This window comes from Bradyrhizobium sp. 33ap4 (assembly GCF_032654765.1).
GTDB lineage: Bacteria > Pseudomonadota > Alphaproteobacteria > Rhizobiales > Xanthobacteraceae > Bradyrhizobium > Bradyrhizobium australafricanum.
This window is the reverse complement of the sequence record NZ_JAUMTJ010000028.1, coordinates 1-14,600: the sequence shown is the minus strand read 5'-3', so window position 1 is coordinate 14,600 and position 14,600 is coordinate 1. Positions and strand designations below refer to the sequence as shown.

The 14,600-nt window shown below is 59.1% G+C and carries 11 protein-coding genes; 9 read left to right on the top strand and 2 right to left on the bottom strand.

Going from position 1 to position 14,600, the window contains the following annotated elements; translation table 11 throughout:
* From nodU to Q2M23_RS21890, 6 genes are all read left to right on the top strand, one after another.
* Entirely contained in the window at positions 1 to 1,710 is a 1,710-nt protein-coding gene (gene nodU / locus Q2M23_RS21915) for a nodulation protein NodU (RefSeq protein ID WP_316397001.1), read from the top strand.
* A 1-nt stretch (position 1,711) separates the two neighbouring features.
* Positions 1,712 to 2,632: a nodulation factor ABC transporter ATP-binding protein NodI gene (nodI, locus tag Q2M23_RS21910; protein WP_316397000.1), complete on the top strand. Its 921-nt coding sequence runs from the start codon at positions 1,712 to 1,714 to the stop codon at positions 2,630 to 2,632.
* A 2-nt stretch (positions 2,633 to 2,634) separates the two neighbouring features.
* Positions 2,635 to 3,426 carry an ABC transporter permease gene (locus Q2M23_RS21905; RefSeq protein ID WP_316396999.1) on the top strand — a complete coding sequence of 264 codons (792 nt, stop codon included), beginning with the start codon at positions 2,635 to 2,637 and terminating at the stop codon, positions 3,424 to 3,426.
* 279 nt (positions 3,427 to 3,705) lie between these two features.
* Positions 3,706 to 5,733: a carbamoyltransferase gene (locus tag Q2M23_RS21900; protein ID WP_316396998.1), complete on the top strand. Its 2,028-nt coding sequence runs from the start codon at positions 3,706 to 3,708 to the stop codon at positions 5,731 to 5,733.
* 168 nt (positions 5,734 to 5,901) lie between these two features.
* Positions 5,902 to 7,014, top strand: a complete 1,113-nt coding sequence (locus Q2M23_RS21895; RefSeq protein ID WP_316396997.1) for a nodulation protein NodZ — start codon at positions 5,902 to 5,904, stop codon at positions 7,012 to 7,014.
* Positions 7,011 to 7,217 (top strand): hypothetical protein, encoded by a 207-nt coding sequence (locus Q2M23_RS21890; RefSeq protein WP_316396996.1) that lies wholly within the window; start codon positions 7,011 to 7,013, stop codon positions 7,215 to 7,217. The genes Q2M23_RS21895 and Q2M23_RS21890 overlap by 4 nt, the downstream gene beginning before the upstream one ends.
* 275 nt (positions 7,218 to 7,492) lie before the next feature.
* Here Q2M23_RS21890 and Q2M23_RS21885 read toward each other — a convergent pair whose 3' ends face one another.
* On the bottom strand, positions 7,493 to 7,783 hold the full coding sequence (locus Q2M23_RS21885) for a helix-turn-helix transcriptional regulator (protein ID WP_316396995.1): 291 nt from the start codon (positions 7,781 to 7,783) through the stop codon (positions 7,493 to 7,495).
* Positions 7,784 to 7,786: 3 nt separating this feature from the next.
* Entirely contained in the window at positions 7,787 to 9,115 is a 1,329-nt protein-coding gene (locus tag Q2M23_RS21880) for a type II toxin-antitoxin system HipA family toxin (RefSeq protein WP_316396994.1), read from the bottom strand.
* A gap of 823 nt (positions 9,116 to 9,938) precedes the next feature.
* Here Q2M23_RS21880 and Q2M23_RS21875 point away from each other — a divergent pair.
* The 3 genes from Q2M23_RS21875 to nifA all read left to right on the top strand — a co-directional run bounded on the left by Q2M23_RS21875 (position 9,939) and on the right by nifA (position 14,284).
* Positions 9,939 to 10,079: a DUF3551 domain-containing protein gene (locus Q2M23_RS21875; RefSeq protein WP_410469752.1), complete on the top strand. Its 141-nt coding sequence runs from the start codon at positions 9,939 to 9,941 to the stop codon at positions 10,077 to 10,079.
* A 1,351-nt stretch (positions 10,080 to 11,430) separates the two neighbouring features.
* On the top strand, positions 11,431 to 12,267 hold the full coding sequence (locus Q2M23_RS21870; protein WP_316396993.1) for an SDR family oxidoreductase: 837 nt from the start codon (positions 11,431 to 11,433) through the stop codon (positions 12,265 to 12,267).
* A 193-nt stretch (positions 12,268 to 12,460) separates the two neighbouring features.
* Entirely contained in the window at positions 12,461 to 14,284 is a 1,824-nt protein-coding gene (gene nifA, locus Q2M23_RS21865) for a nif-specific transcriptional activator NifA (RefSeq protein WP_316396992.1), read from the top strand.
* Positions 14,285 to 14,600: the final 316 nt, after the last annotated feature.

Genomic DNA, 14,600 nt, shown 5'->3' with positions numbered 1-14,600 from the left:
ATGCGCATCTGCGGCATTAAGTTAACACACGATGGCGCAATCGCTGTCGTCGAGGACGGGCAGCTTGTCTTTTGCACCGAGCAAGAGAAGCGCGCCAACAGCCCACGCTACCAATCCGTCGATAACCTCGATGCAGTCGTGCTCGCATTGGCTGAACATGGCCTTGAGCCTCGAGATATTGATCAGTTCGTCATCGATGGCTGGGATGGGGAGATTGAGTCGCAATTCCAGGTCCTGAGTGGGGCGGTTCCGATCGCGCTGAAAGGGGCGCCATATGTCGAGCGGCATGCCGAGGGCCTGCTTGATTCCGTCGACGGCTACGGCCTGATCCTCGGTGGCAAGGTATTTCCCTATAAGAGTTACCCCCACGTGACGGGCCACGTCGCGTCGGCTTATAGCACCAGCCCCTTTGCCGGCGCCGGAAAACCCGCGTTCTGTCTGGTATGGGATGGCTGTATCTTTCCACGTCTCTACTATGTCGAACCGCGGGGTGCGCGGCTCATCGCGTGCCTGTTTCCGATGATCGGTCATGCCTATGCTGCCGCAGGCCTTCATTTCGGGCCTTACAGGCAGCCGAACCGCACCAATTGGGACTTGGGCATCGCCGGCAAGCTGATGGCCTATATCGCGCTCGGCTCTGTCGACGAATCCATCGTGACAGTTTTTCAGGAGCTTTACGAAAAGCGCTTCGCGGCCGACACGGAGCAGGCGCGTCGCTACCGCGCCGATATCAATAATGCGGAGGCGTCGCTTGCGGCTGTGCACGAATTTTTCGAGGCGAGCGCGCTGCGCCTGACGGCCAAGCGAGCGGAAGACGTCCTAGCGTCGTTTCATGTGTTCCTGGAACGTCTTCTTGTCCGGGAAATCGCGATGGTTCTGCTGCGGCACTCATCGCTTCCGGGCGCGAGAAACCTGTGTGTCGCCGGGGGGTGCGGGCTCAATATCAAGTGGAACAGTGCGCTTCGCGCGACGGGTTTGTTCGATGAGGTCTGGGTGCCACCGTTTCCAAATGACAGCGGCTCGGCAATTGGCGCTGCTTGCAGTGCTATGGCGGCGCAAAATGGGTTCGGGCCACTGGAATGGTCGGTCTACAGTGGTCCGGCGCTGCAGGCTAGCGAAAGTCCGTCAGAATGGGAGGCTGCGCCATGCACCCTCCGCGAGCTTGCGGCCATCCTCGCCGACAACAAGCCCGTAATCTTCCTTTCGGGACGCGCCGAGCTTGGGCCGCGGGCATTGGGCGGCAGAAGCATTCTTGCAGCAGCGTCCTCGCCGGCAATGAAGGATCATCTCAACGACATCAAGCGCCGTGAGCATTTCCGGCCGGTGGCGCCGATTTGCCTGGAGGATCGGGCGCCAGACATCTTCGAGCCCGGGACACCGGATCCTTATATGCTTTTCGATCACCAGACTCGTGCGGAGTGGCGCGATAAGGTCCCCGCTATCGTCCATCTGGATGGCTCTGCGCGGTTGCAGACAGTTGCGCGCAACTCTCCGCACAAAATCGCGGAGCTGCTGGTCGAGTTTGAGCAACTCACGGGCATTCCGCTGCTTTGCAATACGAGCGCCAACCTTCATGGGCGAGGATTCTTCCCGGATGTTGCCGCCGCCTGCCAATGGGGGCGCGTGGAGCATGTGTGGTGCGACGGCCTGCTGTGGACCAAAGCAGCTGTAACGAAGCCAACGTCGACCGAACGCCTTTTGTCGGCTTAATATGAACATGTCCAGCGCAGCAATCGACCTTGCCGGCGTAAGAAAGTCATTGGGCGACAAGATCATCGTCGACGAGCTGTCGTTCTCGGTTGCGCGCGGGGAATGCTTCGGCCTGCTCGGGCCAAATGGAGCTGGCAAGAGCACGATTGCGCGTATGCTCCTCGGGATGATCTCTCCAGATGCCGGCGAGATTACGGTCCTCGATGAGCCCGTGCCTGCGCGCGCCCGTGTCGCACGTATGCGCATTGGCGTGGTGCCGCAGTTCGATAACCTTGAACTCGAGTTCACGGTACGGGAGAACCTACGGGTTTTTGGTCGCTATTTCGGCATGAGCGCTCGCAAGATCGAGGTGGTCGTACCCTCGTTATTGGAGTTTGCCCGTCTGGAAAGCAAAGCGGACGAGCGCGTCGCCGAGCTGTCGGGTGGTATGAAACGGCGGCTAACGCTGGCGCGTGCCCTGATCAATGATCCACATCTGCTCGTAATGGACGAGCCCACAACCGGTCTGGATCCGCACGCACGCCACTTAATCTGGGAGCGCCTGCGAGTTCTGCTTGCGCGTGGCAAGACGATCCTCTTGACCACTCACTTCATGGAAGAGGCCGAACGCTTATGCGATCGTCTGTGCGTGCTCGAGAGTGGACGCAAGATCGCCGAAGGAAAGCCGAACGCCTTAATCGAGGAGCATATCGGATGCGACGTGATCGAGATCTATGGCGGTGATCCACATGAGCTCACTGAGTTGATCAGGCCTTACGCGCGGCACATCGAAGTGAGTGGAGAGACGCTGTTCTGTTATGCGCCATATCCGGAGCAGGTTCGTGTGCAACTGCGTGGGCGAGCCGGCCTTCGCATTCTGCATCGGCCGCCGAATCTCGAGGACGTGTTTTTGCGGCTGACCGGACGCGAGATGGAGAAATGAGGATGGGTGAAAGTTATGCAGCGCTGATGCCCGCTAACGCGTACAACTGGATCGCGGTATGGCGTCGAAACTTCCTGGCGTGGAGGAAAGCCGCACTTGCATCGGTTCTCGGCAACCTTGCAGATCCCATAACCAACCTGTTTGGCCTTGGCTTTGGCCTCGGGCTAATCGTGGGCCGCGTTGAGGGGACTTCGTATATCGCGTTTCTGGCAGCGGGCATGGTCGCGACCAGCGCCATGACGTCCGCGACCTTCGAAACCTTGTATGCCGCCTTTGCTCGGATGGACGCCAAGCGCACCTGGGAAGCAATCCTGTCCACACAACTCACGGTTGGCGATATCGTTCTGGGCGAATTAGTGTGGGCGGCCAGTAAGTCCGTTCTAGCCGGAACTGCGATTGGAATTGTCGCTGCAGCGCTGGGTTATGCGTCCTGGCCGTCGATTTTGTATGCGATGCCGACGGTCGCCCTTACCGGCCTTGTCTTCGCAAGTTTGGCGATGGTCGTCATATCTCTTGCGCCAAGTTACGACTACTTCGTGTTTTACCAGACGCTCATCCTGACACCCATGGTGTTTCTGTGTGGCGCGGTCTTTCCGATGAACCAATTGCCGAGCTCATTTCAGCACTTCGCCGGCTTGTTGCCGCTCGCGCATTCGGTCGACCTCATTCGCCCAGCGATGCTTGAGCGCGCGGTCAGCGTCAGCGCTGCCTTCCACGTTAGTGCGCTTTGCTTGTACGCGGTATTGCCGTTCTTCGCGTCGACGGCATTGCTTCGGCGCCGCCTGCTGCGTTGAAGAATTATGCCATGCTCTCTGCACCGGTCGAGGCGTGAGCTGCGAGGAGGATCTGCAATGATTTTAGAAGGACGTGATCAAGCCAGGTGTATGACTGCCGATTTGGTCGATGGGCGCGGGACGCCCAGTACCTCAACGGGTTGAGTCGCTGAGCATCGGGACGAATTTCGAGAAAGCCTTGGTAGTGCTGCCTGGCGCGTGGTCGACATCGTGTGACAGTACAGACGAGTTAGTTGGAACCGCGGGTGGCCTTCCTGCCATGATCAAATGGAGAATGAGATGTTGTGTCTGGGAGTGAGTGGTGGTCTGGACAGAATCTATGAAAGCTCGCCCGAGCTGCCCAATACATTTCTGCACGATGGCGCTGCGGTTCTGGTGCGGGACGGCCGTGTGATTGCTGCCGTCGAAGAGGAGCGCCTCAATCGAGTCAAGCACTCCAACAAGTTTCCAAGCAATTCGATCCGATACTGCCTTTCAACTGCAGGAGTTGAGCTTGGCGAGATCGACCGCATCGCGTTCTACGCGACTGAAGCCTACTGCAATACGATGCTCGAGCGGCTGTTCGTTTCTCAGTCCGTTCCGTTGGACGCCAAACTGTTGCTACGGCAGCTGCTGGCACGGGAGTTCGGCACCGAGGTCGATGCCTCGCGCGTGTCCTTCGTAAATCACCATGAAGCGCATGCCGCGAGCGCGTTTGCGATGTCTGGATTTGACCAAAGTCTGATCTTTGCGGTCGACGGCGGCGGAGATTTTCTCTCAGGTATGCTGGCGGTGGGGGCTGGCACCGAAATTACTGAGCTCGCAAGCTTCCCAGAACATAACTCTCTGGGGCTGTTCTATCTCGAGACGATCCGTTATCTCGGCTACGGGTTGTTCGATGAGTACAAAGTGATGGGGCTTGCCCCCTATGGTGACCCTGCTCCCTATCGCGAGCTCTTCGCGCAGTTCTACGAATTGTTGGACAATGGTGGCTATCGTGTCCACCTGGATCGAATCGGTCCGGCCTTGATCCGCAGCATCCAGGTCCGGCGAAAAGGAACGCCATTCACGCAGCAGCATCGAGATGTCAGCGCTTCGCTGCAGGAAGCGCTCGAGCGGATCGTCTTTCACATCCTGCGGTACCATCGCGAAGCGACGGGCATGAAGCGTTTGTGCCTGGCGGGAGGAGTAGCCCACAATTGCACGGTGAACGGTAAGCTGCTCTATTCCGGGCTTTTCGACGACATCTTCGTCCAACCCGCGGCGCACGACGCCGGTTGCGCACTCGGCGCTGCATTGATGATGTCAAACGAGTTGGGCAGGCCTGCGCCGCGCGAGCGATTGCCGGACGTCTATTGGGGGCCCGATCTCGGGACCGAGCAAGCGGTAGAACAGGAGCTCAATGCATGGTCCGGCCACCTCGATATCCAACGCAGTGATGACATCGCAGCCAGTGCGGCCGACTGGATGGCAAATGGCGCTGTGATCGGTTGGGTTCAGGGCCGTTCTGAGTTCGGGCCACGTGCGCTTGGCAATCGCAGTATTCTCGCCGACCCGCGGCCAGCCGAAAACAAGAACCGGATCAACGCGATGGTCAAAAAGCGTGAGGGCTATCGTCCGTTTGCGCCATCAGTGCTGGAGGAAGATGCAGGTGAGTTCTTTGAGCTCCCAGGCGGCAAGCGGGAGTTTCCCTTCATGAACTTCGTGGTTCGTGTGCGTGAAGCCCACCATAGCGTGCTCGGTGCGGTCACGCACGTCGATGGGACTGCTCGGCTGCAAACGGTGTCGCGCAACACAAACCCTGCCTATTGGGATGTCATTAATGCATTCAAGAAGCGAACCGGCGTTCCGGTTCTTCTAAACACGTCCTTTAACAACAATGCCGAGCCAATCGTGGATTCCGTTTCAGACGCCATCGTCACGTTTTTGACGACTGACCTGGACGGACTTGTGGTTGGGCCATTCCTCGTCAAGAAGCGGGCGGCGACGCTGCAGGATTGGCGTACACTGAGCGTTTCATTGCCTCCGTACGCATCCCTTCATCGTTTTCGCTCCCACACAGCGGAAGATCGTCAGGAAACGGTCTGCGAGATCCGTATGGGACATTCGGATCGTGACAGCATGCGTATCTCGCATGAGCTCTTCGACCTGCTGATGCGGATTGAGGGGGAGGCCTCGCTGGGCTGGCTTCTTGACACAACTATGCTGGACCAGCCCAAGCGCGAAGATGTCATGAGGGAACTGCGGCTCGTGTGGGAGCAGCGCAGCGTTCGGCTGCATCCGCCACGCGCTGCTTGCGTCCGCAGTAAAGCGCAAGGCAAAGTATAACCGGCGATTATGGTATGGCCATGGCTATCCCTCCACGGACAGCAGGCTAGGCCGAGGTTGAGCAGGCACAATAGCCATCCGGCTTAAATCGGGTATATCGGCGCAACAGCTCTGAATGGAAGAAAAGAGGCAATGCGTCGAGAGAACCCGCTACGAGGATAGCGCTGCATGAAGTTCTACCGACGCAACTCGCGAGCAGCACGAGCGCCGACCATAACATCGGCGGAGATCATATGTGAGGTGTCTCCAATGACGTCTCTTGTTCAACCAGGAGCCCGGAAGGAGGCAATGCAGATGCTTGGTGGTTCGAAAAATGATCGGTTCGTTGTTTCCCGACGACGTACGGGGTTGGGCGACTGCTTGTGGTCGCTGGCGGCAGCTTGGCGTTTTGCGCAGCGGACCGGACGGAACCTGGTCATCGATTGGCGGGGGTCCTGTTATCTCGATCAACCATTCACCAACGCCTTTCCAGTCTTCTTCGAACCAGTTCAAGACATTGCTGGCGTACGGGTGATCTGCGACGACCAGATCAATCAGCGCACATTTCCGGGACCGTTCTTTCCGGCATGGTGGAATAAGCCAACCATAGACTGCGCCTATCGGCCGGATGAGCAGATTTTCCGGGAACGCGACGAGCTCGATCAACTGTTCCAAAGCGAGCAAGATAGCGATGCAAACACGGTTGTGTGTGACGCCTGCCTGATGTGGCGCTGCGATGAGGAGGCTGAACGTGAGATCTTTCGGAGCATCAAGCCGCGACCCGACGTGCAGGCACGGATCGATGCCATCTTCCGTGAGCACTTTGAACCGTACAGCGTGATCGGCATTCATGTTCGCCACGGCAACGGCGAGGATATTATGGGGCATGCACCCTACTGGGCTGATCCGGAGCGCGCCTTGCAACAGGTCTGTGATGCCATCGACAAGGCCAAGGCGTTACCGCATGCAAAACCTGTCAGGCCTTTCCTGTGCACGGACAGCACGCTCGTCCTTGAGAAGGTGTCGGCTATGTTTCCCGATGTTTTCACGATCCCTAAGCGCTTCCAGGCGCCTCAGGCCGGACCGTTGCACAGTGCGGCGCTCGGAGCCGGAGGCGGCGTTTCCGCCCTCATCGAGATGTATCTCCTTGCGCGATGTGACACTGTGATCCGTTTCCCCCCGACGAGCGCTTTTACGCGTTATGCGCGCCTCTTTGCGCCGCGCGTGATAGAATTCGATTTGAATGATCCGCGCCGATTGATCTTGATTGAGGAAACCTCACAAGAGCTCGTGGCTTCATGAGCGTTGTAACCCGTTTCATCGACCTGATGACCGCTTTTTGCATCGAGCAGTACTGCCGTTATTTTCCCGCGCGGCAACTGCTTGCGCAAACCGACGCTCCAGCGACCCCTTGCGCTGGAGAGAAGAAAGATGCGGCGGCCGGAAGGCATCCGAGGAAGCTCGAAGTCGACGAGAGTGGCCCTAACGTACTGCCACCGCGCTAGACAGGTGGAAGCGACCTCGGCTTCGCCACGCGCGGATCGAAACTGATAGCCTTCGCTGGCTGCTCGCGGATAAAGTTATCGAAAGGTCCGACGTCTAGCCGGCGAGTTCGGTTGCGGCACCGGCCACGCGCTCGCGCGGAGCAGCACATTGGGGATAGCTGACGCCGGGCTGGACCATTCAGCATCCTAGACTAGCTAGTAACACGCATCCATTGCAAATGACCGTGTCCGCGTGCTGTTCCTGGCGCCGGCTGCCGCGATGGTCGCTGCGGCTCTCACGGAGCGCCGGGCGTCGCGCGCGGTACGAAGCCGATCTGGAAACCGAATACGCGACCTATGCGCTCGAGGGTCGCTACCGTCGGATTGGCGCCGCCCCGCTCCATCTCGGAGACTTGTCGAGTGGTGAGTGAAAATACCTTCGCGAATTCAGCTTGAGAAAGTCCGAGCGCATGCCGCATTTCGGCGATGCCTTCTGGCAGCCGCAGTTGCGCGCTCCGCGCTTTCTCGTTGATCGCGGTGCGGCGATCCCATATCTCTTCCCGAGTGGGCTTTCGTATCCTCGGCATCGTCTATCCGTAAGTCGGTCGATTCCGCAGCCTCGCCACCTTGTCGGCCATATCGTCGCCACGCACAACGGCGCTGGCAATGACGCTGTCCTGCACACCGTACATGCGCGCCGCCTCAGGCAGCGCGCGAAGTAAGTCCTCCTTCTCGGCGAGCGCGGCCATGAGATCGTCCGCCGGCACGCCGGGCCTCGCGACGGCCTCGCAGATCAGGCGCCAATCCGGCTCGATGTCACTGCCGCCGGCAAAAGCCATGCAGGCCCACTTCGTGGACCTCACGATCCCCGCGAGCGAGATGCGCATCGGCGCGAAATCGAATAGCGGCGACAGACGCACCTGGCCGTCGGGAAACTTACGCAACGCGGTGTTTCTGCCGTGGTTGTCCGGATTGCCCATCGCGAGATTGAGCATGTCGCGCCGCAAATATTCGATCGTGTCCGCGAGCGGGTCAGAAGAGACCTCTTGAAGCTTCGCGACATAGGTTTCGTGCTTCTCCAGATGCCCGAACGCCGCGACGCCGATCGCGGACACGAGGCTCTCCTGACCGTACCGGATCAGTCCGCTGGAATCTCTTCCGCGGTCGAACCTCGGCACGACCAGCACGCCGTTGCCGTGTGTGCTGGTCCGCTCGACATGCAAACCGAAATCCTTTGCGACCTTCGCGTAGGCGGCCTCTGATTGAAGGATCCGCTGGTCGATTCCTTCCTCGCTTCGAAGCAACTTGGCGATCACATGGTCCCCGGCATCATCGTCGGCTACCATCGGATCGGGATACCAGAGTCCGTCCGCCATCGACTTTGTGAGCGCGACCTTCGGCCAGTCGCCCTGAAGACCGCTGGAGCCGGAGGCGATAAGGGCAAAGTCGTCCGCCATCGCGAGGAAATGGTCTGTACGCGCTAGAACGTCGTCCATTGAGACGCCGATCCGGACCATCTTTTCGATGCGCTGGACTTCTTCCTCGTGTGCTTCCTTTATGCGGAGATTGCCAACTGGAGCGCTGGCCGATCGCAGCAGCAGCTTGATCTGGGTCGCTGGATCGCTTGCTTTGAGACCGAGAAACGCGGCTATACGGTCTGCCTGCTTCCCCTGAGGGATCAGATCCAGCAGGAAGGCCGGCCAAGTGTCCGCCGTTCGGTCCTCGAGGTCGATTGGCGCGGCCACCGAGTACGCCCGAAGGTCGCGAACCGGATTCTTTGTCGTTCCGTGCTCATAGAAATAGCTCATCTCGTAGCCGGCCGACGACCGGCTTCCGATCCCAGTCTCGGCCTGGGCAAGTGTTACGACGGCGGCGTCACGCCACGTGCCGTCAAAAAACGTTTGTACGGTAAGCTTCACAATCGACCCCTTTAAGGGCTATTTATTCTGCCGTACATCAATAATCAACCCATTATAGGGCTTATCATTAAGAGTATGGAACCTGATTATGGTCTCAAGCGACCCGTCAGCTACGTGGCCGCCGAGGATACGTACCACCATGGCCGCTGGGGAGCTCGCCGGACTCGGCTCCAATGAGTTTGGTTGAGCCCGGCCTCGCCCATCCGCTGCAGCAGATACGTTAACGTCGATCTCGGCATAGTCGCCGCGGCGCCCTCCGAGCCCGCCCATCGGCCGACGACTTGCCGCTCGCCTATCTTTTGGGGATCTGGTGCCGTGCCCCGAGTATGGCCTGATCTGACGCGCGGAAGCGACTGCACCAAGGCGAGTGGCCAGCGGGCCCCGAGCTACAGTTGATGCAGTGACACCCATTTTTGTCCTCTTCTATCGGCGAGCAGTCGCGGAATTTTTGAGGGACGAGCATCTGGAGTCCGAAAAGGCTCTGGGGAAGCACGTTGAGTGCAAATGGATGTGATGCGGTTCGCGTATTGGATAATCGATGCGGCGTGTCGGGCAGGGTATCGTGACATCGGCATGAGCACGCACCTGAACGCCGGGAATTCTGCGTGCACATGCCGACGCGGGAATTTAGAGCTGAGAGTCTCAGCCGGCCCAAGCCATCTTTAATGAGCTTCTAAGGGGAACTACGCATCGTTCGCTCCGTTGGAACAATCGGGCTTCGAGCTGCGGAGTCACCAATGCGTGTGTCTCTGTTGTTTGCCGCTCTGGCGTTTGGGATCGCGGGGTACGTAACCGTTATTCCGGCGAGCGCTCGGGGAGAGGCGTGGGATATCCCGGCGATTGCATGTACCAGACACGTGCACAGTGCATCGCATCCGCGTCCGGGCGAAACGTGACGTGCGGGCTCAATCCACGGGCGGCATTTGGCGAGCAGCGGCGGCAATACAGAGATCGACATCGCTAGTGCATGTCGGAAGGGGGCCCCGGCACTGTCCGAGCCTGGACAGGCCTATAAATCGCCAATGGTCTCCGGGTTAGAGTGGGTTCGAACGCGACACCGCGCCATTATCGGCGGTAGCACCACGCTGTCGTTCGTTGGTGTGCGGCGGTCGTTGCCACGAAGGCATCACGTGCCCGGCTGGCAGAGCACCCGCTGGGGAATGCAAAACATGGAAATCATCGCCGCAGTTGGCTCAGAAAATTTGAAGATCGCCCCGCGAACAATATGGCTCTTTCTATTCGGAGATATCGATTCCCTAGGTCAAAATCGGCGAGCACTCTTTCCATGTCGTTTTTCAGATGGATGGAGATGATCGCCTAGCGCAGGTTCTAATTCGGCATGACTCGGATCGGGAACCAGTCCGGGCGTTTACCGCCGCGAAATTGCTGCTTTCGGAACGATTTGGATTGCCCGAGAGGCAGGGAACGACGGATGAATTTTGTTGGCGTTTCCCAACTACGACGATTTCTCTTTCGACAATCTTTTTGAGAGGCATAAGCCTCTCCCATGTCGTGATAATCTTTATCTGATGTAGGCGGTGTTGACGTTCGCCGCTCCGGAGACTTGGTCGCCGATTAGCAGCCTATTACAGCCGGTATATTGGCAGCGACCCGCGGCGCGGGCCCAGACGATGTTCTCGATCTTCCTCCGCACCCCCCCTGCGCCTTGCGGTGCGCGGCGGCGGCGCCGGTGACTGCTCTTCCTCTTCAATCTTTGCAGCGAAGCCCATCGCATTGCGTCACGGATTTATGATTCGTTCGTTGGTGCAATTTCGCGGCGAAGCCGAAGCCTCGCCGCGAACGTCTCTCTTCCCTCGGCGCCGGCGCGCTGAGCGGGTTAGAATATTCTCCTATCGGCACATAAGTTCGCATCAGATGGACACGAAACCGCTCTAGATGGAGGACTTGGACTGATTTTCACAGCTGCGATCAGGTCGGTGTACGTTGCGGCGATACCTGACGTATGGCGGCTTCGCGTCAGTTTTCGAATCGCAAAGACGAGGCCACTGGGCATCTCCGCTTTCCTCACTCATCGTTGCCTCGACACGCGACGGAGCTGTTCGTCCGCTAGCCTTGCTCGGTTCGGCGATCACAAGAGCGCGACTGAGTTTAGTTTGAGCAGTAGACAGAGCACACTCAGGTGTGTGTCGGCGATGCACCATCACTGTCGCAAAGCGCACGCGTCGTGTCCCGAATCCGCCAAGCGTTTTGAGTGCGCGACATTAGGACGCAAAATGGGAGCGTCTTTGCGTGCATCGTAGTGGCCCAAATCCTGCTACGCGTTGGCCAGCGGCGCTACAGGAGAGGACGCGGGCGTGGGTTTCGATCTACCAAATGACGGTCCAGTCGGAGATCCGCCGCCTGAGACACATTTGAGCTGTCCCTTTCACGCCGATAAAGGTCGCGTCGATCGTGGTGAGCAAAAGACGATGTTGCTGACCGGGGCGTCGCGTGGAATCGGCCATGCCACCGCCAAGCTGTTTTCGGAGGCGGGATGGCGCATCATTTCTTGCGCGCGACAGCCGTTCGACGGCGAGCGGTGCCCGTGGGAGTCCGGGCGCGAGGATCATGTCCAGGCCGACCTCAGCAATCATCAAGCGCTGCCGCGCTTGATTACGGAGGTCAGGGAACGTTTGGCGGGCGCACCTTTGCACGCGCTAGTGAACAATGCCGGCATCTCGCCGAAGGCGCCCGATGGAGACCGGCTGACCTCGTTGTCGACGTCAACCGAAACCTGGATGAGGGTGTTCCATTTGAATCTGGTGGCCCCGATCCTGCTGGCGCGGGGTCTATTCGACGAGTTAAGGGCCGCATCAGGATCGATTGTCAACGTGACATCGATCGCTGGTTCGCGGGTGCACCCGTTTGCCGGCAGCGCCTACGCGACGTCGAAAGCTGCACTTGCGAGCCTCACACGCGAAATGGCCCACGATTACGCGCCGCATGGTATTCGCGTGAACGCGATCGCGCCCGGCGAGATCAGGACGGACATGTTGTCGCCCGATACGGAAGCGCGTCTCGTGCCAAACATTCCGCTGTGCAGAGTGGGGACGCCCGACGAAGTGGCCAAGGTCATCTTCTTCTTATGTTCGGATGCCGCAAGCTATGTCACGGGGGCGGAGGTGCCGATCAATGGTGGGCAACATCTGTGAATCGAGCAAGCTGGCAACGCAGCTGTCTTGAGTATCAGCTCTGAAGCTCTTGTTCTACGCGACGTCACGCACCCATTCCGAAAAAGTGAAATCAAAAGTGAAATCACGGCACCGTAGAGTTACCGTCGTGCCATGAAAAGGTGTTACGCTTCTATGTCATCTCGTCAACTCGTAGCCCTAGACCGAGCATGACATGCAAAACGAAGCTCGTAAACTCGAACAAGCTGAGAGGGAGGATGATCAAGATAACGGAGACCGCCTCATGCTGCATATCGCTTCCGCGCGCGAAAGACCTGCCTCTCACGCAGAGACGGAGCACGAGCTCTCGGGCGAGCCGCTGGGCGAAAGCGCGCTGAGCGGCATCTTCGAAATATCGAAGGTACTCACCGTTCCCTGCCGGCTCGAGGTCACGTTGGCCAACGTCGTGGGCCTCCTGCAATCGTTCGTGCAGATGCGACACGGTATCGTCTCACTGTTCGACGATGACGGGATGCCGGACATCACGGTGGGTGCCGGTTGGAGCGAAGGCAGCGACGAGCGCTACCGGATGCGCCTGCCGCGGAAGGCAATCGACCAGATCGTTGCGACCGACGGGCCTCTTGTCGCCGAGAACGTGGCAGCCGAACCGGCGTTCAGCGCAGCTGACCTGGAAGTGCTCGGTGCCTCAGAAAATATACCGGTGTCATTCATCGGTGTTCCGATCCGGATTGACCCCAAAGTCGTGGGTACGTTGACGGTCGACCGGCTCCGTGACGACAGGTCGAGCCTCCGGCTCGATTATGATGCGCGACTGCTCGCCATGATCGCCAACCTGGTGGGACAGGCAGTGAGGCTGCATCGCTTGGTCGCCTGCGACCGCGAGCGGCTGATGGGGGAGAAGGACCGTCTGCAGAAGCAATTGTTCGAGCTTAGGCAGCCGCCACGGGAACGTAAGAAGCTACCCATCCATGGGATCATTGGCGACAGCCCGGCGCTGCGCGGGTTGCTCGAGAAGATCTCGGTCGTCGCCAAATCGAACAGCACGGTTCTGCTGCGCGGCGAATCCGGTACCGGAAAGGAACTCGTAGCCAAGGCCATTCACGAATCGTCTTCCCGGGCCAAGCGGCCGTTCGTCAAGCTGAATTGCGCGGCACTCCCCGAGACAGTGCTGGAGTCCGAACTGTTCGGTCATGAGAAAGGTGCCTTTACTGGCGCGTTCAGCTTGCGCAAGGGGCGCTTCGAGCTTGCTGACAAAGGCACGTTGTTTCTTGACGAGATCGGCGAGATCTCAGCGCCGTTCCAGGCGAAGTTGCTGCGCGTCCTGCAGGAGCAGGAGTTCGAACGGGTCGGCAGCAACCAGACTATCAAGGTCGATGTTCGAGTCATAGCTGCGACCAACAAGAACCTTGAAGAGGCTGTGGCAAGAAGCGAGTTTCGCGCGGACCTTTACTACCGCATCAGCGTCGTTCCCTTGCTGCTCCCACCGCTGCGCGAAAGACGCAGCGACATTCCGCTGCTGGCCGGCGAGTTTCTCAGGAATTTCAACAACGAGAACGGCCGTGCGCTGACCTTGGAGGCGAGTGCGATCGATGTGCTGATGAACTGCGGCTTTCCGGGCAATGTCCGTGAGCTTGAGAACTGTATCGAGCGCACAGCGACCCTGTCGTCCGGACCATCGATCGTGAGAAATGACTTTGCATGTTGCCATGGTCAGTGCCTTTCCGCGATGTTGTGGAAAAGAACATCGGAGGAGGCGACGGTCCAGCCGGCACCGACCGTGCCAGTGGCGGCTAAGCCGATCACTTCGCTGTCTGAAGCGGCTGCGCTGGTCCCGCCCGTCGGCAGCGAACTGGTCTCGCTGGCGCCTCCCGGCACAGTTCTCGTAAGCGGCGCAAAGATGGCCGATCGCGAGCGGGTCATTGCGGCCATGGAAAAATCTGGTTGGGTGCAGGCAAAAGCCGCGCGCTTGCTCGGACTGACGCCGCGCCAGATTGGCTACGCGCTGAGGAAGTACGGAATCGAGATCAAACGGTTCTGAACGCACGGCCCTGTGAGAGTTGCGCCTTGCAAGCGCGTTGAAGACTGCCGTCTGAGATGACGGCCGCGGCAAAGCCTAGCGAGCAGCCGCGAACCGAGTCTTGCGTGGCGTCCGGTAACGGCCGTTGCGAAGCGTAGACAGGGAGGTTGTAGGCCGGAATGAAGTGAAGGGGAAAATAGCCCCGAAATCGAACGTGATCGGAGTAGCCGACCCTGTCTCTCAAAGGGGAAGGCGGAACCGCGGGCCGCGACAACGCGAGCGGTCAGAGGTGCTCCCGGGGTTCGTACCGCCAGCATGCAATCAAAGGAAGCAGCGT